Source organism: Terrabacter sp. MAHUQ-38 (assembly GCF_014518425.1).
In the GTDB taxonomy this organism is placed as follows: domain Bacteria; phylum Actinomycetota; class Actinomycetes; order Actinomycetales; family Dermatophilaceae; genus Terrabacter.
In genome coordinates this window covers 96239-121572 of the sequence record NZ_JACVCU010000007.1, presented here as the reverse complement: position 1 = coordinate 121572, position 25334 = coordinate 96239, and the positions used below count along the sequence as shown (strand labels likewise).

Genomic DNA, 25334 nt, shown 5'->3' with positions numbered 1-25334 from the left:
GGACCTGGAGGCGCTGGTCCGGTGACGGTGGAGTTCTGGGGTTCGGCGATCGGTCTGGACAAGGCAGTGGCCCTGTTCAACCAGTCCCACAAGGACGTCAAGATCAACTACAGCCAGATCTCCCCGGGCAGCGCCGGCGGGTACGCCAAGATGCTGAACGCCGTCAAGGCCGGCAACGCTCCGTGCCTGGGGCAGGTCGGCTACGACACCTTGCCCAGCTTCGCGGCCGCAGACGCCGTCGAAGACGTATCGGAGTACGCGAACCCGAGCAAGGACAAGTTCGTCCCATGGGCTTGGGGCCTGTCCGGCATCGGTGGCCAGCTCTTCGGCATCCCCGTCGATCTAGGGCCGGAGGCCCTGTTTTACCGGTCGGACCTCTTCAAGAAGTATGGGATCACGGCTCCGACCACGTGGGACGAGTTCGCGGCCGCCGCGCAGAAGGTTCATGCCGCGGACGCGAAGGCCTACCTGACAACCCTGCCAGAGAGTGCCTATGACCTGGGCGCGCTGACGTGGCAGACCGGCAGCAAATGGTTCGGCACGAAGAACAACGCGTGGCAGGTGACGATCGACAACGCGCAGACTCAGAAGGTGGCGCAGTACTGGCAGGGCCTGCTGGACAAGAAGCTCGTTGTCAGCGAGCCGACGTTCGACACCGCGTGGTACAAGGACATCCAAGACGGCCGGGTGCTGTCTTATGTGGGCGCCGTGTGGGCGTCGGCGCTGATCGAGGAGAACGCGCCGGGCGCGTCTGGCAAGTGGTCGGTGGCACCGATGCCGCAGTGGACTGCCGGAGAAAAGGCGTCCGGCAACCGCGGCGGCTCCGCCACTGCGGTGCTCAAGGGTTGCAAGAACCTCAAGGAGGCGACCGAGGCCGCGGTGTGGCTGAGCACCGACAACGGCAGTGTCACGAGCCTCATCCAGAACACCGGCATCTACCCGGCCGCAAAGGCCGGACAGCAGCTACCGACCGCGAACCAGCCGTCAGAGTACTTCGGCGGCAAGAACATCTACGCGGTCTTCAGGGAAGCCGCCGCCAACATCCCGGAGGGCTGGGTGTGGGGACCGACCATGACGGCGGTCCAGCCCGACTTCAAGGACGGCCTTAAGAAGGTCGGTGCGGGTGAGGGCACCATCCCCGAGCTCGTCACCAAGGTGCAGGCCAAGACCGTCTCCGGCATGAAGGGCCAGGGGCTGAGCGTCTCGGACTGACCGGCGCTGCAGACTCCCCCATCAGGGCGAAAGGAAGTGGCAGGCATGGCGACAACGATCGCGCCACAGCAGGACAGCCACGTTGTCATGGCACGCCGAGCGCGCCGCCGGTCGGCAGGCCACCGGAGAACCCGCTCGGCCCTGCTCTTTCTGACTCCGTTCGGGATCCTGTTCTGTGCGCTGATGCTGGCGCCGATCGGCTATGCGCTGGCGCAGAGCCTGTTTCGGGTCGAGCGAAGCGGACTCGGGCTGGGCGCGCCCAAGAACGCCTTCGTGGGCTTCTCGAACTACCTGGCTGCCCTCCAGGACTCCGCGTTCACGGCGTCCCTGCTTCGGGTTGTGTTGATCGGCCTCGTGCAGGTGCCCTTGATGATGGGCCTCGCCCTGGTCCTGGCGCTGCTCCTGGACTCGGCGGTTGCCCGGCTGAAGCGAACGTTCCGGCTGATCTACTTCCTTCCCTACGCCCTGCCAGGGGTGAGCGCTGCGATCATGTGGTCCTTCCTGTACCAGCCGAGCATCAGTCCGATCACGGCTGCACTCAGCCGCGTCGGGCTCGATGTGGACCTCTTGTCCGGCAACCTCGTCTACGTCGCGATCGCCAACATGATGACCTGGTCGTACACCGGCTTCAACATGCTCGTCATCTACTCCGCGCTCCAAGCCATCCCGACTGAGCTCGGCGAGGCTGGCCGTGTGGACGGCTGCGGAGAGTGGCGGGTGGCCTGGCACATCAAGATCCCCGCGGTACGTCCCGCACTCGTTCTGACCACCATCTTCTCCATGATCGGCACCGCCCAGCTCTACAACGACCCGGAGATCCTGCACCAGGTGTCGCCGGCAATTAGTTCCTCGTTCACACCCATCATGGCCGTCCAGGAGTCCACGGCGACGAACAACTACAACGCTGCAGCAGCCCAGTCGATCCTCTTGGCGGCGCTGACCTTCGTGTTGTCGTTCGGAGCCCTCAAGCTGTCCCAGCGGAAGGAGCGTCAGTCATGACCGCTGTCACGAGAGCCACGGCGCCCAACTCGCCGCCCCGGGGCCGGCAGGGGACACCCGCCGGCAGGACTGGCGCGTTCATCGTGATGGCCCTGTTCGGGCTGTACACCCTGGTACCGGTCTGGTGGCTCCTGGTGTCCTCCACGAAGAGCAGCAACGACCTGTTCACCACCAACGGACTGTGGTTCGCGAGCCTCAACTTCTTCGACAACCTCGTTGATGTCTTCAAGCAGCAGGACGGCATCTTCGCCAGATGGATGTTGAACAGCGTCATCTACTGCGTCGTCGGCGCCACCGGCAGCACCATCCTGTCGGCGATGGCGGGATACTCGCTGGCCAAGTATCCGTTCCGAGGGCGCAACCTGGTCGCCAACATCATCCTGGGCGCCGTGCTCGTGCCGCCGGTGATGTTCGCGGTGCCGCTGTACCTGATGGCTAGCGGAGCCCATCTGGTCAACACCTACTGGGCGGTGCTGCTGCCCGCGCTGGTGAGCCCATTCGGCGTGTACCTGTGCCGGGTCTACGTGGAGGCCTCAGTTCCCGACGAGCTGCTTGAGGCGGGACGGATCGATGGCAGCAGCGAGGCCCGCATCTTCTGGCAGGTCGTCCTGCCGATCCTGGCGCCCGGGCTGGTCACCGTCTTCCTCTATCAGTTCGTCGCCATCTGGAGCAACTACCTGCTGCCAGTGCTCATGCTCAACAGCGACACACTGCAGCCGGTCACCGTTGGACTCGCAAACTGGCGGGAACAAGTCAACGGCGGTATCCCGTACAGCGTCACCATCACCGGCTCGTTTGTTTCGGTGCTGCCACTGATCGTCGCCTTCCTGATCTTGCAACGGTATTGGCGCACCGGACTCGCCGCGGGCAGCGTGAAGTAGCCCATTCCCGGCGGCCCCCCCGTCAGCTCGACCGGCAATGACTCGCAGACCCAAAGCACCCACGCACACGCACACGCACCCAAGGGACAGCATCTGACGACGGTCCCAGAGCTACGACACTGGAGATCCCACCCGTGACCGACACAATGCCATTCGGCGACTACACCGCATCAGGCGCGCCCAGCAACATTGAACTCGGCCCCGATTGGGAGCGGCCAGACAGGGCTGCCCTCGAGCAGTTGGCCAACTACTCCACCGCGAACGTCGGTGACGCACTCGGCCGTCTAGGGATGCCGGACGGAGGCATCACTGCCCTCTGGGATGGTTGCCGGGCGGTCGGCAGCGCTTTGACCGTGCTCGCTGTCGCCGGGGACGACCTGGCCGTCATCGAGGCCGTCCGGCAGGTGCAGGCCGGTGACTTCATCGTCGTCAACGGGTTCGGCTACCTCGGGCGCGCCGTCATGGGCGACATCTTGGCGCACATGTTCCGATCACGCGGAGCGGTCGGAGCAATTGTCGACGGAGCGATCCGAGACCGAGACGAGATTCGACGACTAGGTTTCCCCATCTGGTCACGCGCGGTCGTTCCCGCTGGACCCTGGAAGAACGGCCCCGGTGCGATCGGCACGCCGGTCGCCATCGGCGGCGTGGTCATTCACCCGGGCGACCTCGTGGTCGCCGATTCCGACGGCATCGCAGCCATACCCCGATACAAGACCCAGAACGTCATCACCGAACTCGCCCGCATTCGTGAGTCGGAGACCCGGATGCGGAACCACGCCGGCGATGTCGCCGCCACATCGACCCACTGAGAAGGGAACGCAGACACATGCTTCGTCAACCGTTCAACGGCGACTGGCGCTTCGGCCCATTTGCCTCGGTGCACGCAGCGATCGTCTTCGACGGGCCAGACCGGGACCTGGTGACCCTGCCGCACGACGCCATGCTGACCATGGGCCGGTCTGCCGACCACTCCGGCGGCCCAGCGCTCGGATACTTCCGCGGCGGCAACTGGACCTACGAGAAGTCATTCCACGTGCCCCGGGAGTGGGCGCTCAAGCGCGTCACCTTCGAGTTCGAAGGCGTCTACCGAAACGCCATGGTCTACATCAACGGCGTGCTCGCCGGCCAGTGGGCTTACGGCTACACCGGCTTCCATATCAGCGCCGACCCGCACCTCAAGTACGGGCAGACCAACACCATCCGCGTCGACGCCCGCGCCCAAGACGACTCGCGCTGGTACTCCGGCGGCGGCATCTACCGACCAGTTCACCTGCTCATCGGCGAGCTGGTCCACATCGTTCCCAACGGCATCCGAGTGACCACTCCCGACGTCGACGCGGACCTGGCGACCGTCGCGGTGGCGACCAGGGTGATCAACGAAGACACGGGCACCCGCACCGTGCAGATGGAGCTCCTCGTTCGAGACGACGACGGAAACGTGGTCGCATCGGACCAGTCCCGGCTGACCCTTCGCGCTGGCGAGGCCGCGATCGCCAGGCAGCGCGCCTACATCCGGAACCCATCGCTGTGGAACGTCGATTCGCCCCGCCTATACGAGGCAACGGTGCGGCTCCATGATGACCGAGGCGACGTCGACGAAGCGAGATCGTCCTTCGGGATCCGGACGGTCACCGCTGACCCGATCCGCGGGCTTCGCATCAACGGCGAGACGATCAAGCTTCGCGGTGCCGGGGTACACCACGACAATGGTGTTCTCGGCGCCGCAGACTTCGCAGACGCCTCAGAGCGCCGGGTCCGCAAGCTGAAAGCAGCCGGATTCAACGCCATCCGGTCCGCGCACAACCCGCTCAGCGTCAGCATGCTGGAGGCGTGTGACCGGCTCGGCATGCTCGTCATGGACGAGGCGTTCGACGCCTGGACCTTCGCCAAGTCGGATGATGACTACTCCCACCAGTTCCTGAACTGGTGGGAGCGGGACATTGACGCAATGGTCGCCAAGGACGTCAACCACCCGAGCGTCATCATGTACTCCATCGGGAACGAGATCATCGAGGCTGGCACCACCGAAGGGGCACGCTTGGGGCGGCAGCTCGCCGAACGCGTCCGCGCGAACGATCCCACACGACTCGTCACCCACGCCCTTCAGGGCATGTACATCGCACGCGACGAGATCGCTTCGCTGACGGAAGCCACGTCGAACGACGAGCCAGAAGGGCTGAACGAGTACCTCGCCCGGCTCACGGACCTGGTCGACAGGCTGATGGCCTCGGACGTCGTCGGCGAGCGGCTCGTCGAACCCGCGTCAGTACAGGACGTCGTCGGGCTCAACTACGGCGACAGCCGCTACGTGCTGGACAAGGGCCGCTTCCCCAACCGCGTGGTCGTGGGCTCGGAGACCTTCCCGACGAAGATCGCCCACCTCTGGAAACTCGTCACTGAGAACGCACACGTGATCGGTGACTTCACCTGGATCGGCTGGGATTTCCTCGGCGAAGCCGGCACCGGCCGGCCGGTCTATCCCGAGGACGAAGAGGTGCACCGCGCTCCCTACCCGTGGCTCACCATCGACTGCGGCGACCTCGACATCACCGGGCAACGACTGCCGATCTCCTACTACCGCGAACTGGTGTATGGCCTCACGGACACCCCATACCTCGCCGTTGCCCCTCCTCGCGTCGACGGATACGTCGTCGAGGCCAAGGCCTGGACATGGACGGACACGACCGCCAGCTGGACCTGGGACACGCCCGTCGGGTCGCCGGTCCACGTCGAGGCCTACGCCACCGGAACCGACGTCGAGTTCCGACTCAACGGCGACACCGTAGCGACCGTCGCCGTTGGAAGCTGCAGAGAACTGGTCGCCGAGGCGCAAATCCCGTACCAGCCCGGCGTTCTCGAGGCGATCTCCTACCGCGATGGACAGGAAGTCGGACGATGCGCCCTCCGCACGGCGGCCGAACCCGCACACCTGTCGGTCGAGGTAGACCGGAGCGATCTGGCCGCGAACAACCAACATCTGGTCCACGTCGAACTGTCCCTCGTCGACGATGGCGGCGTGGTGAACCCGATCCGGGACCGGCAGATCACCATCGAGGTCGATGGGCCCGCTGTGCTCCAAGGCTTCGGAACCGGCGCGCCGTCGACAGTTGAGCCCTTTCTCGACCACACCTCCACGACCTACAGAGGGCGGGCGCTTGCCGTCATCCGTGCGACCGGGGACACCGGCCAGATCACCGTGCGTGCCGTCGCTGACGGCCTACCTGAGGCCAGCCTCGAGATCAACGTGACCTAGAACGGCCGACAGCGAGGCCAATCAGCACACAAGCCACCGGGAAGAAAGCAGCATGGACATGTCACCAGCCCACACCTCCCAACGAGCGAACGACATAGCGCAGGTTTCGCGTCGCCCGGCACTCAAGCCCGCCGCCGCAGGCACCGTGTCACTGGCGATGGGCGAACCGGACTTCCCCACCCCGGCCCAGGTGTCCTCCGCCGGTATCGCTGCCATCGAACGGGGAGAGACGCACTACGCCGATCAGAACGGGCTGCCACAGCTGCGGCAGGCTATCGCCGCACGCACCACCCTGCAGACGGGGCGTCCCTACGCTCCGGAGCAAGTGGTCGTCACCCACGGCGGCACGGGGGGCCTTTCCTGTGTCTTCCTCGGTCTCGTGGATCCCGGCGCGCGGGTCGTCATGCCAGAACCCACGTACTCCCTGTACGCCGACCTTGTCGCGCTAGTGGGCGCCGAACCAGTGCTCGTGCCACTGGCTGACGATCTGCACTGGGACCTCGACGCCTTGGCCGCTGCCCTGCCCGGCGCCGACGCATTCGTCTTCTGCAACCCGTGCAACCCCACCGGAATCGTGCACACGGCCGAGGAACTTCAATTCGTCGCACGCCTGCTTGACGGTACCGACACCCTCGTCATTTCGGACGAGGCGTACAGCGGTCTCGTGTTCGGCGATGCGACCTACAGCTCGGTTCTCAACGTTCCTGGACTGGCTGAACGTGCACTGCTCGTGCAGACCTTCTCCAAGACGTACGCAATGACAGGGTGGCGCATCGGCTATGTGGTGGCTCCGCAACACCTCGTGGCGCCCATCGCCCGGATTCACCGCACCATCAACGGATCGCTCGCCACGTTCACCCAGCACGCCGCCCTCGCCGCCCTGGAGTTGACGGAGGCAGAGCTCATGCCGATGGTCACCGCATATGCCGAGCGTCGCGACTTCGCCATACAGCTGCTGTCCGGTCGCGATGACATCTGCTTGGGTAGCCCTGAAGGCGCCTTCTACGCGTTCCTGCGCTACCCCTACCCCGTCCCATCAGAGGCGGTCGCCAACGACCTCTCCGACCGAGGTGTGCTCGTGCGTGCCGGGGCGGAGTACGGCCCTCACGGAGAACACGCCGTTCGAATCTCCTTCGCTACGTCGAAGGCCAGTCTGCGCCAAGGCATCGACATCATCTGCCGCTACCTCGACGAACTGGCGGACCGGCATGGGCAGCCCCAACCCACCGTCTGACAGATGCTGCCCACGTCGCCCTGCTTCGACCCTTCAGGCGTCGCCAACCAAGACAGCGACGGAAGGCCCCGACCGGACAAGCCGCCGCTCGACCCGCCGGCGGGGCACCGCCGTAGATGCCGCGACACCGGTGCAACGAGAGGACCGACCATGCCCATCCACCCCACCCTGGCAAGCAGGCTCCCCCTCCTGGAGGGCATTTCGTCGTTCCGTGAGTTCTCCGAGAATCCCGACCTAGCCGCCCGACGTCGGGCATACACGGACCATCCCGAATACGAGGCCCCCGCAGTCGCGACGCGCACGGAACAAGTCCCAGGGCCTCACGGGCCCGTGCCGGTACGGATCTACCCAGCCGATCCAGTCGGCCATGCGCCATGTCTAGTGTGGATGCACGGCGGGGCATTCTCGGCCGGCGACCTTGACACCCCCGAGGCCGACTGGGTGGCTCGGGAGCTGGTCGCCAGGGCCGGGATCGTCGTTGTCAGCGTCGACTACAGGCTGTGCACCAGTGGGAGTACCTACCCCGTGCCCCTTGACGACGTGGTGGCCGCTGCGCGCTGGGTCCGCGAAAACGCATCGTCCCTCGACGTGGACGGCACCCGAATCTCGATCGGAGGAGCCAGCGCGGGCGGGAACCTCGCTGCAGGCGCGACACTGAGGCTGCGCGACGAGGACGACTGGGCACCCGCCCATCTCGTCCTTGCCTACGCCGTCGCACACGCCGTGATTCCGCCAGCATCTGCGTCACTCGCGGCGCTCATGCAGGACATGCCGCCGCCGTTGCGCTTTCCGCCTGACGAATGGCAGTTCCTCGCCAGGAATTACCTCGGCGGGCCAATCAGCACAGCCGACGGGTACGCGTTCCCGGCGCTGGCAACACTCGAAGGCTTGTGCCCGGTCCTCGCGCTGAACGCCGAATACGACGACCTGCGACCCTCCAGCGAGGCGTTTGCCGGGGCGCTGGCCCTCGCGGGAGTGAACGTCCGGCAGGTGCTGGTCAAGACGATGCTGCACGGTTTCTTGGGCCGGCCCGCCAACCTCGAGCCGGTCGGTGCCGCCATCGATCTCATCGCCGTCACCGTCGCCACGGTGACGGAGCGCACTCGCGCATGAGCCCGCTCAGCCCGCGTGCACGCTGAGCAGGTGCTCCATGTCGCCACAGTAAGGGCAACTGCTCTCGCGGTTCGCATAACCATCGGGTGTGGACATGTCGCAGATCCTGTAGCAATCTGACTGGCTCCTCCTTAAGGTCGTCGCTAGCTGGTCGTCGTTGACCACCGGAGCAACCCGGCCATCCTGGTCCCGACCAGCGCGATCGAGTGCGCATCCGTCGCATCCGACTTAGGCCCTGCCGGGTCGCGAACATCCGAACCCGGCGGACAGCCGAGGTGGGACGTCGACGATCTGCTCCCCATCAACGAGCAGGCGCAAGGCGACGTGACGACCGATGCCGTTGCCACCCTCGACCGCCCACACCCGCTCGGGCCACGTCCGCGCCACCTCGAGCATGGCCCCATAGCCCGCCCGGTCAGGCTCGTATCGACCACCGGTAGCGACCGACTCATCGGGGCCGCATCACCTCGACGGTCACCGAGCGCTTGTTCGGGTCCATCCCGATCACAACGCGAGTCGATGTCTGCTGTCTCACGGTGTTCTCGCTAGCTGGCTCGAACCGGACTGGTCATCGAGCTGCGAAGGCAACGCTGCTTAGAGCTTGGCACACCCCTCTTGAGCCTCTCCCCGCCCTGGCGACGCCCAGGACTGCGAGGCCAGGGAGCCACACCCGCGAGTGAGCAGCCGATGAGAGGGCGACAGCCCGGACGCCTGAACCGAGCATTGCCGGGCGCCGATCCTGGGTTGAAACAAGCAGCCGATGAGCGGGTGACGGAAGGCCCGCATCGACGCCGGACTGAGTCGATGCGACTTGACACGTCCCTGCGTTCAGCATGCTGATGTCCGGTAAATGCCGCGAGCTTAAGCCGACGAGGCGCGTCTTACCGCCGCTTGTCGGCGCGCCCGGGTTTCACCCACATGCCGATGATCGGTCGCCAATCTCGTTTGCTCGTTGTACTGTCGATCTCGTGCTGACGGGCGCCTGCCCTCTCCCTCGGCCAGTCCGAGACGGTGAAGTCCCGACGCAGTTCTTCTGGTGATCGAAGCGACGGAATCCGCCGGCGGTCCCCGGGCAACGGAGAGCCCCGCTCGGACCCATGCCGGTCAAGGAGACTCGTCATGATTTCCCACCCCGATCCGAAGACGATGGCATCACGGCTGCGGACAGGTCTGGCTGCCCAGGGCACCGCTATCGGGCACAGCCAGGCCCTTGAGTTCGTTGCTGCTCAACTCGGCTACCGCGACTGGAACACCTGCGCTGCCGCTGCGGACTCGGCCAGCCCAACCACGATTCCGATTCTGCGAACCTTCCCGGGCGAGGAAGCCGAGCGGTTCTATGTCGAGTACCTCGGCTTCGCGGTCGACTGGGAGCACCGCTTCGCCGACGGGATGCCCCTCTATCGGCAGGTCTCCCGCGGCCGTTGCGTTCTGCACCTCAGCGAGCACCACGGCGATGCCACCCCCGGCGCTGCGGTGCGCATCGAGGTAGCGGACGTTGCCGCCTTGCAGCACGAGCTGGGAGCGAGTGCGGTCTATCCCCTGCGGCCGGGCATCGACCGGCAGGCTTGGGGTGATGACCTCGTCCTTCCTGATCCGTTCGGGAACAGGCTCATCTTCCACTCGCCCCGCGTCGGCTGATTCGAGCGGATCTGCCGCGACCAGCGCGTTCAGCGGTGTCGCAAGTCTCTGAGGTTGATGACGCCGCGCAGTCCCAGAGTCCGACGATGGGACGAGTTCTCCAGACCGTCGACGATCACGGCAGCCCCAGCCCATGTCGCGCCAGCCATGCCGACAAGGCTCCGGCACGCGAGAGCCTGGCTGCCGGTGGCAGCCCAGTCGTCGACGAACAACACGTGGTCGCCCGACCGCAGCACCGAACGCCGCACAGCGAGGTCAACGTGGCGGTCCCGATAGTCAGGCGCCGTTCGATGAGTCCACCAACGATCATCATCCGAGGCCCGTTCGGCCCCCTTGCGCACCTCGGCGAAACCCACCCCCAAATGGATAGCAACCAGCGGCCCGAGGAGACTGCCTCGCGACTCGGTGCCCAACACGACCGTCGGGGCCGGTCCTGGAACAACGGTCGCGAGTGCCGGTCCTAGGCCGCTCAGAATCGCTGGGTCGCGCCACCAGGAGCTGTCGTCTGCGTAGGACGAGGCGCTCTCTGGCCACACCGGAGGATCCGACCGCCAACGGAACTGAGCGATCAGGCGTGCCTGCAAGTCATCCACCGAAGCAGTGTGTCAACCGAGTGCCGTCACCCACGAGCCCGACGCACGGACATGCCGCGTTGTGGGCTAGCCAGACGTCACCATGGCGGCAAAGTCCCAAGCCGCGTTACCGGCCAAGAAGATGAAGAAGCAGGCAAGAAGGGCGATGCCCGCCCAAAGCAAGGCCGACGGAAAACGCCAATCGACATCGGCCCGCCGCGCCCAATAGCGCATGTACGACGGCTTGACAGCCTCGTACGGCCCCCACGTCGTCGATCCGTGTTCGTCAACGTACGCCCGAACGAACCGGGTCGAGGCGCGATCCAAGAGCGCCACCAACGCGATAGCGATAGCGAAGGGCCAGCCCTCCCCCATGGCGAATGAGGTCCACACAGAGACGGCCATAACCGCCGGGATGCCAGCTGGGCACCAGAGTGCTTGCAGTGCCGCTCGGTGGCCTTCAGGGTCTTGCACGAGGGACACAGTAGACGGGTATCAATGGCCGGCGACGTGGCACGGGCCCGGAACCGCGCCTTCGACATCATGGCGTCAAGCCTGTACTCGGCACGCGCAACGGCAGTGATCCAGCACAGGCCAGCCGCCCGATCATGCCCCGACTGGGAGGAAGGGATTCCTTCTCGATCGCGCTCAGCGCTAGTGATTGAATTGCATGCGTGGACACTCCGGAGCTCACAGCCCTCCTCCCCGGACTGATGGCTCAGTATCCGCACTGCTCGTGGACGATCGTGACAGCAGGGGCGCCTGGACAACCCCTTGTGTTCGAACTGCATGCCAACGCCTGGCCCGAGCGCGTGGCGAGCATCGAGGTCACACCGGGCGGCGAGGTGTACTTCCTGTCCTTCGCCGGGCAGCAAGTCCACCCTGACTTCGGCTACGACGATGACGAGAAGGTGGAGGCACTCGAAGACGTCGTTAGGAATGCGGTCGCACTGAGCACTGGTCCCTCACGCATCACCCGAGCCATCGTCGATGGCGTCGTTCTCACGTCAAGTCTTGAGCTCGATCCCGATGGTCCCAATCGGCGGTCCCTCGGGGTCACGATGCACCACCCACTCGGATACATAAAGGCCCGACTGAGGGGCAGACGGCCCGGTCGGGAGGCCATCGACTTCCCTTCCGCAGGTGACATCTGAGAGAGAGCATCGACCTCTCATGACGCGAGTAGGACGCTCGTCCGACCATGCCGTGAGGCCGGGTTACTCGGTGGCCGCGGGACGCCTCCAGCGGCACGATGACGGTCATGACGGTTGCGACGTGGATGAGGGCGGCGGAGGTGGCCGAGGTCGTCGACTGGGTGGTCGCGGCCGGCGCGATCTACCAGGTGAACGGAGGGTGGGCCGTCGACGCCCTTATCGCTCGGGAAACACGAGAGCACCGAGACCTGGACATCTTCCTCGACTCGACCTTCGTCCCGCCCTTGTTGGAGTGGCTGCAAGGTCGCGGATATCACGTCACCGAGGACTGGCGTCCGGTCCGGGTGGAGCTGGCCTGCGAGCACGGCCGCGTCGACGTGCATCCCATGGAGATCCAGGACAACGGTGACGGCGTCCAGCGCGGTTTGGGTGGGCAGGCCTTCATCCACCCGGCCCGGGACCGGACGATGGGTGTGATCGGCGGCAGGGATGTCGTCGTGGCCTGCGCGGCCCGACTGCGTGAGCTGCGGACCGGCTTTGAGCCCAGGCCGGTGGACCTGCACGATCTACGAGCCCTCGACCGCCTCTGACCCAGCACAGACCCCTGGACCCTGTCCGCGTGCGGCCGCGACGGTTGCGCTGCGGCGCCGGTGGCCCCAAATGCGTTGCGGCGCTCGTACATTCAAAGCCATGGCTCCCCTCCTTCCCCCGCTGCTGCTCACCGGCGGACCGGCCGCAGGCAAGACGGTCACGGCCCGGTTTCTCGCTGAGACGACGCCCCGCACCGCCTACCTGGACGTTGACGACATCCGTCAGCTGGTCAAGAACGGCGGTGCCGCTCCGTGGGACGGCACCGAGGGGAAGGCACAACACGTGCTGGGGGTCCGGAACGCCGCCGCGCTCGCCCGGAACTTCGCGGGCGCAGGATTCAACGTCACGATCACGGACGTGGTCGACACGTTCACACTCGCGGAGTACCGGCGGCTCTTGCCGGACGTGTTCGTGGTCCGGCTCGCGATTTCGCTGGAAGCGGCGTGGCTACGCGCCCGAACCCGAGACGTGCACCTCACCGATGCGGAGTTCGACATGCTCCACGCCCAGCAACTCGCGGCTTTGGAGGTCGACGAGGAGCTAGACGTCACCCACCTCGACCAGGCCCGCCAGGCGCAGTCCGTGGGGGCACTATGGACACGACGTTGGCGCTAGAACGTCCGGATCTGCCGCAGAGCGCTACTCCGAGTCCGACCCATCGTCGCCCGATCGTCGAACCTTCTCGCTGTCGCGGGGACCGATCAGTGACGTCATGAACCTGCTGAATCCACCAACCGCAGCGAAGGCGATCGCTCCCAGAGCTGCGGCAACCACACCCTCAGGATCGGAGTCGCCGTCGATGAGGCCTGTAACGGCACCGAACACGGCGGCTATGGCACACATCGCGGCCAACCCAAACGCGATGTAGGAACCGACGTGATGTTCGGCCCGCTCGACGTCGCCAACACGATTTAGGCCACACTCGAACTCCTCGGGCAAATCCATCCCTGCAGTATTCCCCCAATCCCATCGCACTTTGTTGCGGCATCCGATCACGCCGCGATCCCGCTCGTTCGGGCTTGGCCGACGAGGCGCGTCTTACCGCCGCTTGCAGACCCGCCAGACTTTCACCCTTATGCCGAATTCAGGGCGTTCAAGGTCGTGCCGGTGGGCCCAACAACCTGTTGGATTCGCGTCGCTCCCCATCGCCCCTCCGTTCCGAGCGGGCACTCGATCAGGTTCGCGGGTACCCGTCGCGCATCGGATGATCCGATGGGGGCTGGCCGATACGCCTAGCGACCTCCTAGTCAGCCGATCGCGCCGACGATGACGGCGCAGTAGTCGATGTTGAGGCCCTTGTCCTTGAAGTTGAAGGGGCGTCCTACCTTGAAGTCGTCGGACGGGTCGGAGGGGGTGCCTGCGTAGTTGTAGACCACGTTGTAGCTAAATATGCCGGCTGCGCGGGCAAGCACGACGCCATCGTCGGAGTACAGGACGTGTTGGCCCTTGTTGGAGACGTAACGGGTGAACGTGCCGTCCCCGTTGTCAATGAGGCGGATGTCCTGGCTCATGTACCCGCCGTCATCAGTGACTGTCTCCCCGGTGGCGACGTTGGTATACAACTCCTTGGCGGTGTAGAAGTAGGTCTCATAAGGGAAACCGTCAACGCCGAGGGTGCGGGTAGTCCGGATCTGGTTGACTCCGCCGAACGTGTAAGTCACCGTCAGACCGGGGACGTCACAGAAGTCCTGGATGGTGTCGGTGAACGGTTCGTCGTAGACGGTGTGCCATGGGCCGTTCCCGGCGGGGGCCGCGGAAGCCGGGGCCGCCAGCGAGAGCGCCGGAAGGGTCAAGCCGGCCGCAAGCGCCGCCGCGAGGGCCATGCCGCGTGATCGGATCATGAGTCCACCTCCTGAAGGTGGTTATTGGGCCAAATTGGCGATGGCCCTCGTTTCGGCATACTCCCTTCGTGGCGATTGCGCAGCGGAACCACAAAGTCCGGTTGGCGCTACTTGCGGGTATGGTTCGCGATGGTCCAAAAGCGCAATTTGTTCCGAAGTGCGGCGGTGATCGTCCGCTCGTGGCACCCCTTTAGGTCAAGACCTAGCGAGGGCTGGGGTTCTACGCTGGGTGGTGGCGGGTCCGGGAAGTGGCTTGTCCGAAGAACCGGTGTGGGGTTGTGAGCCGGTCACGCTGGAGTCAGAGTCGTTGCCCCCGTGCCCTCCCGGGTCCCGTCACCTCACCCGACTGACGTGCGCGGTCGCGACGGTTCTGGTCCTCGACCATGCGGGCGTACACGACGTTCGACAGGCGCCTCTTCAGCGACCGCATCGCCATCAGCGAGGGCGTGCCGCCGGCCTTGCGGGCGTTGTAGAACTCCCGGCCAGGTGTCGGGTTACGCAGCTGCACGACGGCCATGATGTGCAGCGTCCGGTTGACCCGACGGTTGCCGGCCCGGGACAGCCTGTGTCGTTGCTGCGCGCCGGAAGAAGCGTCCAGGGGCGCGGTCCCGTTCCACGAGGCGAAGCGGTCCTTGTCGCGGAACCGGTGGATGTCCCCGACGTCGGCCAGCAGCCGCGCCGCACCGGTCGGGCCGATCCCGGTCAGCTCCAGCAGACTCGAGCCGCGCTCCTGGACGAGGGCGGCGAGCTCTTTGTCGGCCGTCTTGATCTTGCGGTCGATGCCCTCAAGCTCGGTGATGAGCTCGACGACGAACCGGCGCCTGGTCTTGCCCACGAGGTCACGCGGCTTGACCGTTGCGACCAGCGCGCGGGCCTGCGGCGCGGACAGGAATGTCTTCGCGCCGCCCGGAATCAGTTCCAGCAGAAGCCGATGCAGCCGGTTGACCGTCTGCGTGCGCGCCCGGCCTAGCTCGTCGCGACGGTCAACCATTAATCCCATCACGACCAGGTCGTCCTCTACCAGCACGGGCCGCAGGCCGGGCTCGGCCGGGGCGTACAGCGCGGCGAGGGCGACCGAGTGGGCGTCGACCGGGTCGGTCTTGCGACCGATGCCGGTGGCGAAGATCCGCACCTGCGCCGACAACTTCGGCGGCACGTCGACCACACGCTCACCGTCGTGCACGAGCCGGTGCGCGATGTGCCGGCCGATGCCGTTGCAGCCCTCGACGGCCCACACCCGCTCACCCACCTGACCGTGGGCACGGCCAGCGGCCAGCATCTCCGCGTAGCCGGCCTTGTCCGTGTCGAACCGTCGCACGTCGAGCACTCGACCGGTCTGATCGATGACCTCGATCGTGGCCGAGCGCTTGTGCGGGTCCATCCCGATGATCACGCCCATCGCAGCGCACCTCCTGGTTCACTCAGTGATGTGAAGCGGGGAGGGCATTGCTACTTCGAGCAGAACAAACCCCTTTCGAGCCTCTCCTCGCGCGGTGCCCGACGAGAGCGCATGCCATGAGAGAGCCACACCAATGACGCCGGTGGGCAGCCGCGATGTGAGAGCGTCCCGTCGAGCACCTGGACCGAGTCTGGCCGGACACCGATCCTTCAACCAGTCTCTAAGTAGCCGCGCTTCGGGCGCCGCTGGTGAGGTCTTGCGAGCGGCCCCCGCCTGCCCGTGGTCTGGACCTGAGTCGCCGAACTCCAGCCGACGGGGCCGTGCGTGCCACGATGAGGCATGGGAAAGAGCCGCCGGCGGCAGGCATTCGCCGACCTCGTCAAAGAGCCGACCTGGTCCCAGACCGACGCGTCGCGCAGCGGTCAGCACGCGCCCAGACGCGGCGGCTTCAACGCCGCCGGCGAGTTCTTCGACGTGGACGGCAGCAAACTGCATCGCGTGGCGGAGGACGTGACAGAAGAGGAAGCCCAGAAACTGCTTGAGGCCGGCGCCGCCGTCGTTGCCGAAGGATGCGGGTGCGGCGGCTCCTAGGGCGACTGCACCCCGGAGTGGATTCCCGATGATCAGCTACGCGACCTGAGACGGGGGCCGGCGCCCCGATTCACTGGGCGACACGGCGCCCCTACGTGGATCGACGTCTGGGCCAGTGATGTGCGCACGGTGGTATTCGCACACGGAGACGTGTCCTGGGGCACCGCGCTCACCTAGCAAAAGTCCGCTGCTGCCGCGATCCGCTCGTTTGAGCCGTGGTCGATGCGGCGCGACGCTCCTATGCTTCGTCAAGCAGCTGCGGCCCCACTTTCTGAACCGCCCCGGGATGTCGGGAGGCTTCAAGCCTTGGGAAGGTTGGAGTCATGCCGGGGAACACGTCCAGGAGGTACCCGCCTGAGCTGAAGGCTCGGGCGGTGCGGATGTTCGAGGAGATCCGTTCGGATCACGCCACGGACTGGGAGGCGATGGGTCAGGTCGCGCAGCTGCTCGGGGTGAGCACGGCAGAGACGGTCCGCAAGTGGGTGCGTCAGGCCCAGGTCGACGACGGGGCTCGGCCAGAACGTTGAGGAATGCGAGCAGCACGTTGTCTTCTACGGGCTCACAGTCTCGGCCCGAGAGCGTACAGCTCAGTTGCTTTGTCGCGAGTACATGTTGAGCCACAGCAGCGTTGAGCACGTACACGACCGCCCCAAGGGCCTCCCCGACACGCCCCAACAGCTCGTGGCTCGGATAGCCGTCGTGGTACAGGAACGTGCCGACAACGACGAGGCACAGACTCACCCAAGCCAGAGCTCCTGACACCGAGCTGAAGAGCGCGTATTCGTCGCCAGCGCTCGCCAACGTCCCTTCCATTCGGCAAGCATCGCGCTATCAAGCGGCTCGGGTGGCGAAGTCGTCGAACCTGCAACGGGCGCTCCGCGACGAGAAGTGCGATCATGCCGCTGGCGTGAGTCATGCTGGCCCGACTAGCTGCTCGGTGGAAGGTTCCGCATCGCGGTGTCGAGAAACCGCGACAGGATCTCCACGGGAGGCTCGACCGCGCGGCGTGCTGAGAACGTAAACGTGCGGTCCACGTCCGACCAGAAACCTCGAGTACAGGCCCCGGCCCACGCGGCTCATCCAGATCGGTGAGTTCCAGGGCCATCCCATCGCGGATGACCTCCTATGCCATCACAACCTCGAAGCGACGCCCGTTCGCCTCCCACACTTGTCCCGCTGTCTCACAGCACGAGCGCGAAGGTCAAGCATCAAGATCCAGGCGCCGACTGCTCGGAGGCGCGACACCAGAGACGGCACGTGCACAACATTCTCATCTAGGGGTAGCCCGGACCTACGCCGAAACCGCGCTCCGCTCGTGGAGGGCGTTTTCGGCGAGGTGCGTCTTTGCGCCGCGTTAATCCATTTCGCGCTGTGAAATCTGCGAGGTCGACCTCCTTGGGCCGCGATTCATAGTTCGAATGAAGAGTTCAGAGCATGCACGGAGCCGGTGAACGCCGATCAATCTCGGCCGGCCCGAAGGGCGATCTGGGACCTCATGTGGACTCGCTCGTAACCTCGTCGCGATTGGTCGGTACGACAGGATGATCGGATCGCGGGATGCTCGCCTCAAGGCGTGTGCCACCTTCGCGCGGGCGCGTCACGACGAACCGGCCGCCCATCGTCTCGATCCGGTCGGTCAGGCCGCGCAGGCCTGAACCGGATGGATCCGCCCCACCTACCCCGTCATCATCGACGACGGCCAGGATCAGCTGCGGCTCGCTGGTGATGGTCACGCGACACCGGGTGGCGTGAGCGTGCTTCGCCACGTTGGTCACCGCCTCGGAGCAGAAGAAGAGCAACGCCCCTTCGAGCGCGTCGGGAAGCCGTCCCGCATCGACGCGCACCTCCAGCCGGAACGGGAAGTGTCCCGCCATGTCACGCACGGCCGAGCCGAGGCCACCCTCCACGAGGGCCTCCGGGCGGACTCCATGGACGAACGTCGTGAGGTCCTCCTGCGCCCGTACGACTTCCGTTCGCACCATGGTGAGGTTCCGGTCACCCGAGAGGCCTGCCATCGCGACGTGGTCTAGAAGGTCGGAGACGCGGGTGAGCCGTCGTTGCGCGCCGTCGGCGAGCTCGTCAGCGATCCGCGCCCGCTCATCGCCGACAGCCGCGACGATGCGTCGCCTCGACTCAGTGAGCTCGTCCACGCGCGACCGGATGTCGGTGAGCATCTGCGCGTTCGTCATCGCAAGCCTCGCGGCCGTCGCGACTCCGCTCACCAGCCGTGGGTCCTCGAGCAGCGCCCGGTCGTGGACCAGCACGGCGATTGGCCGGCCCCCGTCGTCGATGTGGGTGGCCGTGCGATGACCGCCTTCCGCCGGAAGCTCGACCGGCTCGCCCTGATCATCGGCGTATGCCGCCCGCTCCGGGATCCAGAAGCCGACGGTGAGGCTGGGGTCGCCCAGGGCTCGCTGCAGCCGTCCGGTCAGCCCGGTCGTGTCGGAGGTTTCCCCGAGGTCGGTGACGAGGTCACTGAGCGTCGACTCGGTCCAGCGACCCCACCGCAGGTCGGCCGCGAGCACGACCGCGGCGCCGGCGACAACCGCGTCGTATGCCAGCAGGATGGGCACCACGATGTCCCAGGCAAGCAGTTGGTTGAGCGCGCTCGTCACGAGCACGGCGGAGAACCCGAGGGCGGCCCACAGGGCCGGCCGTCCCGCCTTGCGGGCGGGGCCGCTGGTGCGCACGAAGACGTCGATCGCCGCTGCGGCGACCATGAGCGCGAGTACGAGGGTGAGTGCAGCAGTGGGCACGAACGCCTCGAAAACGGCCAACAGGTATGCCGCTCCGATGACGACCGTGACGTAGCGGCGCCTGGAGTGCCCGGTGGGGTAGGTGAGGTGCAGGTGCACGAGCGGACCACGGTGGAGGAAGACGGCTGCGGTGAGGACGCTGCCGACCAGCCAGGTCGCCCCGACGAGGAGCATCAGCCAGGCGACCCTGCCGAAACGCAACGACGCGAGGCCGGCAGCGATCACGACGACCCCAACCAGCAGGTCGATTGCATGGAGCAACCCGATCACGACCATGGGTCACCCGGTCAACCGGCCCAGCGCAGACCCGCTGAGCTCGCTCTTGGCGACGAATCCGCGCGCCGGACTCGCCGCGATACGCGCGCCGTAGGAACTGCGACCGCGAGTGGAGGTCAGCACCACCGCACAGCGAGGCGCTTTGTCCGCGATCCGCTGGGTCACGGCGAACCCGTCGACGTCGGGCAGGACGACGTCAAGCAACACGACGTCGGGAAGGAGGCGACATACCAGCTCGGTACCGGAGGAGCCGTCCGCGGCCTCGCCGACGACGTCGTAGCCCTCCGCCTCGAGAAGCGCTCGTGCGAAGGCTCTGAAGCCGGCGTGGTCGTCGATGATCACCAGTGTCCGTGTCATGGCGCCTTCCTCGTCAAGGTCCACGGATGCAGGGTCCACAGGACCCGGCTCTCACACGGCCAGGAGCCCACGGGTGTGAGCGTCAGGGTCGTGCCGTCGAACGTGAAGGTCGCGGTCAAGAGGTCGCGGTGGGCCGGCACAGGCGGCATGTGTTGTACGAGCGTGAGGTCGGTCAGCTCGAACGTGTTGCCGTACACCCGGTAACTGCCCACCCATCCCAAGATGCCACTCGCCGCAGGGCTGACCTCGCTCTCGTACTCCCTGACCGCTCCGCCCTCGAGCGTGAACGTCACGTACCAGGTCGGCGGGGGCTCGGGCCACGGGTTGAGGTATACCTCCTCCGGCTGGCCGTCGCAGAGGTGCCGGTCGTCGGTCGAGAGCACCGTCTCGTACGTGCCTTCCGGAACCACCGACGCGACCGGGTGAACCGGGCCCGAGCGCAGGACCCACGGGTTGGTCGTCCAGATGACAGCGTCGCCGCACGAGCCGCCGCTCATGTCGCTGAGCCGCAGGGCGGTCCCGTCGAAGGACCACCTCGCGGTGAGGTTGCCGACCTCAACCTGGTCGCGCATGGTGCGGTAAACCATGTCGTGTCCGACCTGCTCGGGCGCAGTCTGGCTGTCGATACGTTGACGCATGGTGACTCGGTCGCCACGCACCTCGAGCGAGAACCAGGACTGTCGCCCCGGTGTGCCCTGCGCCGAGCCATCCGTGCACTGTGACCTCAGATCGTTCGCGAGCACCATGTCGTAGGTTCCCTCCGGGAACGACCCGCGGCCGTCATCCGGCCGCGGCGAGGGACAAGTGGAGACGTCCGGCGGCGCGGCGACGGCGGCCCTGAGAACGGTGAGCCGGTCGAGCATCCGGGCATTGTCCGGGTTGTCGGCGATCTCGTCGTAGACCGTTTGGACGATGTGGCGCAGGGCAGCGAGCTGCAGATCCGAAGAGAGCGGAAAGGCGACCTGCTGTTCACACAGCTTGGCGACGGCGGCGTCTTCCTGGCGCCGAGTCGCCGCGAGGGCCGCTGGCACCGAGTTCGTTGCGGCCGTGCGCAGGACCTCCCGCTGGGCGTCGGTCAGCGCACGGTAGGACGCTTCGTTGAGGACCACCACCATGACTTGCGGCCAGAGGTTGACGTTCGCGGTGACGTACTTCGCCTCGAGTCCGTAGAAGGTGCCGAAGACGTTCTCGACCTGCTGCTCGTACGCGTCGGCCCCGGCGAGACTCGCGCCGGAGGGCATCCGTGTGAAGGTCGCCCCGAGGGCAATCGCCGTGGCCTCCGGTATCTCACCGCCCTGGATCCCCAGGTCGCTGTCGCGGAAGTCGGCGCGCTCTCGGAACGGTTTGCGCACTCCTAGCACCTTGCGCATGGGACCCGGCAGGACGGCGACCGCCACCAGGCCGTGCCCTTCGAGGCCGCCGGCCATCTCGAGCGGGATCCCTTCCGAGAAGATGCGCTCCTGCATCGCTTGGCTGTCGACGAGCAGCGGCGCCACGAGCGGTTGGAACGAGGTCACCCCGATCAGGTCGAGCGCCCGGACGCCGACCCAGGCACCCGGCATCCGCCCGCTCGTCACGTCTTCGAGGGTGTGCTTCTCGAAATCGATCTCGCCCTTGTGCCAGTTGTCGTTGAAGTCGAGGCTCAGGGACCCGTGCGACTGCTTCTCCACCTCTGCGGCGTACGCCCGGACTTGCGTGGGCGCAACATCGTTGAGCTGAGCGATCTCCAGTACGGTGACCTCTTGGAGGCCTCGGCCTCCGGCCCGGTTGGGTGTTGAGGAGGCGCAACCGGCCAGGCCCAGTACGACGGCCGCCATGAGCGCCACGCTCGACCTCGTGTTTCGGGTCATGGCCGGCACTTCCCTTCGGTGCCTCGAGGCTCTAATAGTCTCGCGCTTTGACGCCAGTGTCGCCGGCCAATCGGTCAAGCGAATCAGTGCCAACACTGAGTCACGGAAGGCGCCTTGGGTGGATTCTGGGTCTCATGAGGGCTGGGCAGAGGGTGCGAGTGCTTTCGTCAGGCTTTGGGCGCAGAAGGGCTGCGAGCTCTGCCGTGGCGATACGGGGGCGCGTCGAGGCGCGGGGCACCACGATGTTCAACGCGGAGCATCACGCGCATGACAGCAGTCTCACCTTCGACGGCTACGCGTTCGCGGGCTGCTCGGACTGTGGAGGGTGTGCCGTTGCCTCTGGAGGGAAGAAGCCGTGGGTGCGGCAGTAGGCCGGCGTGCCCCACGTTCGGCAGTGTCGATCCGTTCCATGCAGGTCACGTGGTCTGTCGTGGTCTTGGCTCTCGAGGCGAGCATCGTCTGGCTGACGATGCGCGTTGTCGCCGCGTCGCCGGGCTTCTCCGACATGGGCGAGTCGATCCTGTCGGAGGTGGCTCTGCTGTGCACCGTGGCACTGCTTGCCTGCGTCGGGATCGTGCACCGGCTGGCGAGAGCGACGAACCGGTTCGGTTGGCTGCTGATCCTCGTCGCCAGCTTCCTGCTCACCACCGAGTGGGACATCCCAGGGGCCGCAGCCGCTGGAGCCCCGTCTGCTGCAGTGTTTTCCATAGGTCTGCTTTTCACGATTGCCGTGCCCGTCGCCGCGACGTGGGTGGTCCTTGCCTTCCCATCCGGGCGTGTCGATGGGCTTGTGGAGCGCTATCTGCTCATTGCGGGGGCACTCGTGTTCGTCGGGGCACTGGGACTCGTGCCCGCCCTGTTCTCCGACCATCAGGCCCAGGGGTGCTCGGACTGCCCGACGAATCTTCTTCTGGCGCGGGACGACCCAGACGTGGCGGCGACGTGGTCGCGACCGGCGATGACGGCCGCCCTCGCGTGGGCCGCCATCACGATGCTGGTCCTCCTCGTCGGCCTGGCACGGATGAGCCCGGCGTCTCGCCGGGCTCGCGGCGCCGTCTGGATGATCGGCCTCGTCTACCTGGTAGCCGTCTCGGCGCAGCTGGTCCTGAGCCTCGACCGCGGCTTCGTGGGTGGGTCGATGACCGACCAGGGCCCGTGGTGGGTGCAGCTCGCGGGTCTGGCCGCACTGGCCCTCGCCGTCGCCTTCAGCCTGCTGCGAGCGCGAGCCATGCGGCGCAGCGTCACCGGCCTCGTCGTCGACCTGCACCGGGAGGCGGCGGCAGGCGGCATGCGCGAGGCGCTGGCCGAGTGGCTGCACGACCCGTCGCTCCAGGTGGCCTATCCCGTCGACGGAACCTATCGTGACGTCGACCTCGCGTCGGTGGACGTGACGCACCGGCCCGGGCGAGCGACGAGCCGGCTCATCGAGGACGGGCAGGAGATCGCGGTCCTGGTGCACCGCCTCGGCCTGTTCGACAGCCCGGATGCCGTGCGTGAGGTCGTCAGAGCGGCCCGGTTGGGCCTCGAGAACGAGCGGCTGCGCGCCGAGGGACTCGCCCAGCTGCGCGCTCTGGCCGATTCTCGCGTGCGCATCATCGAGGCGGGGGACCGCGAACGGCGCCGGCTCGAGCGCGACCTGCACGACGGCGCCCAACAGCGCCTCGTCGGCCTGCTGCTGGGTCTGCGCCTGCTGAGGACGACGACTGGAGAAGACCACGCCGAGGTCGACGACGCGGGGGCGGAGATCCAGGCCGCGGTCGAGGACCTCAGGGAGCTGGCCAACGGACTGCATCCGGTCGTCCTGCTCACGGAGGGGTTCGCCGGCGCGTGCGCAGCCTTGAGCGAGACCATGGACGTCCGTGTCATCGACGCTCCGGAGCGACGGTTTCCCGCGGTGGTGGAGACGACGGCATACCTGCTCGTGGCGAAGGCGGCGGCCGCGGGACCCACCACCGTGTACGCCGTGTACGACGGTGACGCCCTACGAGTCCGCGTGGACGTCGCCGCGGCGGGCGTCGGCCTCGCCGGCCTTCAGGACCGCGTCAACGCGCTCGGCGGACGCCTCGAGGTCTTGCCCGACGACAATCGCCTCCGGATCGAGCTCGAGCTGCCGCTCGCGGCGCCGGCGGTCAGCCGTGAGTCATCCCCGGGGACGGTGCATCGTGGTGACCTGGGCACAGGAAGCGACTGAGCCAATGCGTCTCACCAGGGGGGAGGCCCCATGCGAGCCGTTGTAGCCGACGACACGCTGCTGACCCGCGAGGGCGTCGTTGCGCTGCTCACGTCCGGTGGAGTCGACGTCGTGGGCCAGGCAGGCGACGCCACCACGCTCATGAACCACGTCCGCGTCTACCGGCCCGATGTGTGCGTCGTCGACATCCGAATGCCTCCGACGCACACCGACGAGGGCATCGTCGCAGCGGCCGCGATCCGGTCCGAGTTCCCCGACATCGGGGTGCTGGTGCTGTCGCACTACATCGAGTCGGCCTACGCGTTGCGTCTCATTCAAGACCAGCCCGAAGGCATCGGCTACATCCTCAAGGAGCGGATCTTCTCGGGCGACGTCCTCATCGACAGCCTCCGGCGGGTGGCCGAGGCCGAGACCGTCGTGGACCCCACCATCGTGGCGCGACTCCTCCGCAAACGCCGGACCGATGACCCAATCAAGGCACTCAGCGAGCGAGAGCGCGAGGTCCTTGCTCTTGTCGCCGAGGGTCTGACGAACCAAGGCATCAGCAGACGGTTGTTCATCACCGACCGGACGGTCGAGGCGCATGTGCGCCAGATCTTCACGAAGCTGGGCCTCGACGAGTCGTCGGAGAGCAACCGCCGCGTCCTGGCAGTGCTGACCTTTCTCCGGAGCGCCTGACACGGAGGAGCTGGAGGTCCGCCTGGGCCTGGCCGGCTCCGGTGAAGGAACGCCCGCCACGGCGCACCGCATGCAGAGGACTGCGGTTCAGTTGCGCTCTTCATGGGCCTTCGCCACGCCACGGATGCGGGAAAACCCCAAGCCGGCGGTGTGCAGGTCGAGTGGTTGTCCGAATGTGGGAAGCGGCCTCTCACGCGACTCTGGAAGTGGGACATCCGCAGCCCAATCCAACACCACATCGCTTGGCTCCCAAGCGAATTCGTACTTCCTGGAGAATGTCATGAACCTTCGCAACGCCGCCATCGCAGTCGTCGCCTCCGGCCTGTTCGCCGTGCCGGCCGCCGCGACCGCCTCGCCAGTGCCGGATCCGCCGTCGCGGCGAGCTACTGACACGGTCCAGGTGGCCGTCGATGAGCTCACCAAGGCCTATGCCCACGCGCGGCTTTCGGACAAGCGCAGCATCCACAACGAGATCGTCCTGCTGAACAACGTCGGCCGGGCAGCACTCTGACAACTTCAACGTGCCGCCCTGACGCCAGAGGCCCGGACCCCGTAGAGCGAGGTCCGGGCCTTCGTTTGTGGCTGCCCGGTGAATGCTCGCCGATGAATGGCCTGGGCAATGGATCCAGTTCTGCCTCTGATCCACACGCGCCGATGGGCCTCAGGTGGCGCTCAGCCTGACCTCAACAAGCCGACCTGGAGCTCTGGCGGTAGGCGCGTCTTACCGCCGCCAAGCGGACAGTTT

Annotated in this window: 22 protein-coding genes and 1 pseudogene; 16 read left to right on the top strand and 7 right to left on the bottom strand. The window is 66.5% G+C overall.

Going from position 1 to position 25334, the window contains the following annotated elements:
* Positions 1–21 precede the first annotated feature (21 nt).
* The 8 genes from H9I49_RS21905 to H9I49_RS21870 all read left to right on the top strand — a co-directional run bounded on the left by H9I49_RS21905 (position 22) and on the right by H9I49_RS21870 (position 10333).
* Positions 22–1212 (top strand): extracellular solute-binding protein, encoded by a 1191-nt coding sequence (locus tag H9I49_RS21905; protein ID WP_223129080.1) that lies wholly within the window; start codon positions 22–24, stop codon positions 1210–1212.
* Between the two features lie 45 nt (positions 1213–1257).
* Positions 1258–2211, top strand: coding sequence for a carbohydrate ABC transporter permease (locus H9I49_RS21900; protein WP_255524199.1), 954 nt, complete (start codon positions 1258–1260; stop codon positions 2209–2211).
* Positions 2208–3092, top strand: a complete 885-nt coding sequence (locus H9I49_RS21895) for a carbohydrate ABC transporter permease (protein ID WP_188032525.1) — start codon at positions 2208–2210, stop codon at positions 3090–3092. Before H9I49_RS21900 ends, H9I49_RS21895 begins: the two co-directional genes overlap by 4 nt.
* A 134-nt stretch (positions 3093–3226) precedes the next feature.
* The gene (locus H9I49_RS21890) at positions 3227–3904 is read left to right on the top strand and encodes an RraA family protein (protein ID WP_188032524.1); all 678 of its coding nucleotides are present in this window, start codon (positions 3227–3229) and stop codon (positions 3902–3904) included.
* Between the two features lie 17 nt (positions 3905–3921).
* Complete coding sequence (locus tag H9I49_RS21885; RefSeq protein WP_188032523.1) at positions 3922–6348, top strand: glycoside hydrolase family 2 TIM barrel-domain containing protein; 2427 nt, start codon at positions 3922–3924, stop codon at positions 6346–6348.
* A gap of 52 nt (positions 6349–6400) precedes the next feature.
* Complete coding sequence (locus H9I49_RS21880) at positions 6401–7582, top strand: pyridoxal phosphate-dependent aminotransferase (protein ID WP_223129079.1); 1182 nt, start codon at positions 6401–6403, stop codon at positions 7580–7582.
* Positions 7583–7585: 3 nt separating this feature from the next.
* Complete coding sequence (locus tag H9I49_RS21875; protein ID WP_370587694.1) at positions 7586–8695, top strand: alpha/beta hydrolase; 1110 nt, start codon at positions 7586–7588, stop codon at positions 8693–8695.
* Positions 8696–9814: 1119 nt separating this feature from the next.
* On the top strand, positions 9815–10333 hold the full coding sequence (locus H9I49_RS21870) for a glyoxalase superfamily protein (protein WP_188032521.1): 519 nt from the start codon (positions 9815–9817) through the stop codon (positions 10331–10333).
* 29 nt (positions 10334–10362) lie between these two features.
* On the opposite strand, the gene H9I49_RS21865 is transcribed toward H9I49_RS21870, so the two are convergent.
* Positions 10363–10749 (bottom strand): hypothetical protein, encoded by a 387-nt coding sequence (locus H9I49_RS21865; RefSeq protein ID WP_370587696.1) that lies wholly within the window; start codon positions 10747–10749, stop codon positions 10363–10365.
* A gap of 830 nt (positions 10750–11579) precedes the next feature.
* On the opposite strand from H9I49_RS21865, the gene H9I49_RS21860 reads away from it, so the two are divergent.
* From H9I49_RS21860 to H9I49_RS21850, 3 genes are all read left to right on the top strand, one after another.
* Entirely contained in the window at positions 11580–12059 is a 480-nt protein-coding gene (locus H9I49_RS21860) for a hypothetical protein (protein ID WP_188032520.1), read from the top strand.
* 140 nt (positions 12060–12199) lie between these two features.
* Positions 12200–12649 carry a nucleotidyltransferase domain-containing protein gene (locus H9I49_RS21855; RefSeq protein ID WP_370587693.1) on the top strand — a complete coding sequence of 150 codons (450 nt, stop codon included), beginning with the start codon at positions 12200–12202 and terminating at the stop codon, positions 12647–12649.
* Between the two features lie 100 nt (positions 12650–12749).
* A complete protein-coding gene (locus H9I49_RS21850; RefSeq protein WP_188032518.1) occupies positions 12750–13265 on the top strand; it encodes a hypothetical protein in 516 nt (171 codons plus the stop codon).
* Positions 13266–13289: 24 nt separating this feature from the next.
* Here the strand turns inward: H9I49_RS21850 and H9I49_RS21845 are convergent, their stop codons facing one another.
* The 3 genes from H9I49_RS21845 to H9I49_RS21835 form a co-directional block, all read right to left on the bottom strand.
* Positions 13290–13595: a hypothetical protein gene (locus H9I49_RS21845; RefSeq protein ID WP_188032517.1), complete on the bottom strand. Its 306-nt coding sequence runs from the start codon at positions 13593–13595 to the stop codon at positions 13290–13292.
* 302 nt (positions 13596–13897) lie between these two features.
* Positions 13898–14491 (bottom strand): hypothetical protein, encoded by a 594-nt coding sequence (locus tag H9I49_RS21840; RefSeq protein WP_188032516.1) that lies wholly within the window; start codon positions 14489–14491, stop codon positions 13898–13900.
* 298 nt (positions 14492–14789) lie between these two features.
* Complete coding sequence (locus tag H9I49_RS21835) at positions 14790–15872, bottom strand: IS110 family transposase (RefSeq protein ID WP_255524195.1); 1083 nt, start codon at positions 15870–15872, stop codon at positions 14790–14792.
* 357 nt (positions 15873–16229) lie between these two features.
* Here H9I49_RS21835 and H9I49_RS21830 point away from each other — a divergent pair, with 357 nt between their 5' ends.
* Together H9I49_RS21830 and H9I49_RS21825 are read left to right on the top strand one after the other, a co-directional pair.
* Positions 16230–16481 carry a hypothetical protein gene (locus tag H9I49_RS21830; protein WP_188032515.1) on the top strand — a complete coding sequence of 84 codons (252 nt, stop codon included), beginning with the start codon at positions 16230–16232 and terminating at the stop codon, positions 16479–16481.
* A 323-nt stretch (positions 16482–16804) separates the two neighbouring features.
* Positions 16805–16999, top strand: a pseudogene (locus H9I49_RS21825) (IS3 family transposase); the annotation flags it as partial.
* A gap of 975 nt (positions 17000–17974) precedes the next feature.
* On the opposite strand, the gene H9I49_RS21820 reads toward H9I49_RS21825, so the two are convergent.
* From H9I49_RS21820 to H9I49_RS21810, 3 genes are read right to left on the bottom strand one after another with little or no spacing between them, the layout of a single operon-like run.
* Positions 17975–19513, bottom strand: a complete 1539-nt coding sequence (locus H9I49_RS21820) for a sensor histidine kinase (protein WP_188032513.1) — start codon at positions 19511–19513, stop codon at positions 17975–17977.
* A gap of 3 nt (positions 19514–19516) precedes the next feature.
* Positions 19517–19870: a response regulator transcription factor gene (locus H9I49_RS21815; protein ID WP_188032512.1), complete on the bottom strand. Its 354-nt coding sequence runs from the start codon at positions 19868–19870 to the stop codon at positions 19517–19519.
* Positions 19867–21720, bottom strand: a complete 1854-nt coding sequence (locus H9I49_RS21810; protein WP_188032511.1) for a TRAP transporter substrate-binding protein — start codon at positions 21718–21720, stop codon at positions 19867–19869. Before H9I49_RS21810 ends, H9I49_RS21815 begins: the two co-directional genes overlap by 4 nt.
* A gap of 394 nt (positions 21721–22114) precedes the next feature.
* Here H9I49_RS21810 and H9I49_RS24630 point away from each other — a divergent pair, with 394 nt between their 5' ends.
* The 3 genes from H9I49_RS24630 (at position 22115) to H9I49_RS21795 (ending at position 25100) form a co-directional block, all read left to right on the top strand.
* Positions 22115–23911, top strand: a complete 1797-nt coding sequence (locus H9I49_RS24630; RefSeq protein WP_188032510.1) for a histidine kinase — start codon at positions 22115–22117, stop codon at positions 23909–23911.
* 30 nt (positions 23912–23941) lie between these two features.
* Positions 23942–24589, top strand: a complete 648-nt coding sequence (locus H9I49_RS21800) for a response regulator transcription factor (protein ID WP_188032509.1) — start codon at positions 23942–23944, stop codon at positions 24587–24589.
* A gap of 280 nt (positions 24590–24869) precedes the next feature.
* Complete coding sequence (locus H9I49_RS21795; protein WP_188032508.1) at positions 24870–25100, top strand: hypothetical protein; 231 nt, start codon at positions 24870–24872, stop codon at positions 25098–25100.
* Positions 25101–25334 lie beyond the last annotated feature (234 nt).

Coding starts and splice junctions, on each gene's coding strand:
- H9I49_RS21900 (WP_255524199.1), top strand. CDS start 1,258: ATGGCGACAACGATCGCGCCACAGCAGGACAGCCACGTTGTCATGGCA.
- H9I49_RS21895 (WP_188032525.1), top strand. CDS start 2,208: ATGACCGCTGTCACGAGAGCCACGGCGCCCAACTCGCCGCCCCGGGGC.
- H9I49_RS21885 (WP_188032523.1), top strand. CDS start 3,922: ATGCTTCGTCAACCGTTCAACGGCGACTGGCGCTTCGGCCCATTTGCC.
- H9I49_RS21880 (WP_223129079.1), top strand. CDS start 6,401: ATGGACATGTCACCAGCCCACACCTCCCAACGAGCGAACGACATAGCG.
- H9I49_RS21875 (WP_370587694.1), top strand. CDS start 7,586: ATGCTGCCCACGTCGCCCTGCTTCGACCCTTCAGGCGTCGCCAACCAA.
- H9I49_RS21870 (WP_188032521.1), top strand. CDS start 9,815: ATGATTTCCCACCCCGATCCGAAGACGATGGCATCACGGCTGCGGACA.
- H9I49_RS21850 (WP_188032518.1), top strand. CDS start 12,750: ATGGCTCCCCTCCTTCCCCCGCTGCTGCTCACCGGCGGACCGGCCGCA.
- H9I49_RS21845 (WP_188032517.1), bottom strand. CDS start 13,595: ATGGATTTGCCCGAGGAGTTCGAGTGTGGCCTAAATCGTGTTGGCGAC.
- H9I49_RS21840 (WP_188032516.1), bottom strand. CDS start 14,491: ATGATCCGATCACGCGGCATGGCCCTCGCGGCGGCGCTTGCGGCCGGC.
- H9I49_RS21835 (WP_255524195.1), bottom strand. CDS start 15,872: ATGGACCCGCACAAGCGCTCGGCCACGATCGAGGTCATCGATCAGACC.
- H9I49_RS21830 (WP_188032515.1), top strand. CDS start 16,230: ATGGGAAAGAGCCGCCGGCGGCAGGCATTCGCCGACCTCGTCAAAGAG.
- H9I49_RS21820 (WP_188032513.1), bottom strand. CDS start 19,513: ATGGTCGTGATCGGGTTGCTCCATGCAATCGACCTGCTGGTTGGGGTC.
- H9I49_RS21815 (WP_188032512.1), bottom strand. CDS start 19,870: ATGACACGGACACTGGTGATCATCGACGACCACGCCGGCTTCAGAGCC.
- H9I49_RS21810 (WP_188032511.1), bottom strand. CDS start 21,720: ATGACCCGAAACACGAGGTCGAGCGTGGCGCTCATGGCGGCCGTCGTA.
- H9I49_RS21800 (WP_188032509.1), top strand. CDS start 23,942: ATGCGAGCCGTTGTAGCCGACGACACGCTGCTGACCCGCGAGGGCGTC.
- H9I49_RS21795 (WP_188032508.1), top strand. CDS start 24,870: ATGAACCTTCGCAACGCCGCCATCGCAGTCGTCGCCTCCGGCCTGTTC.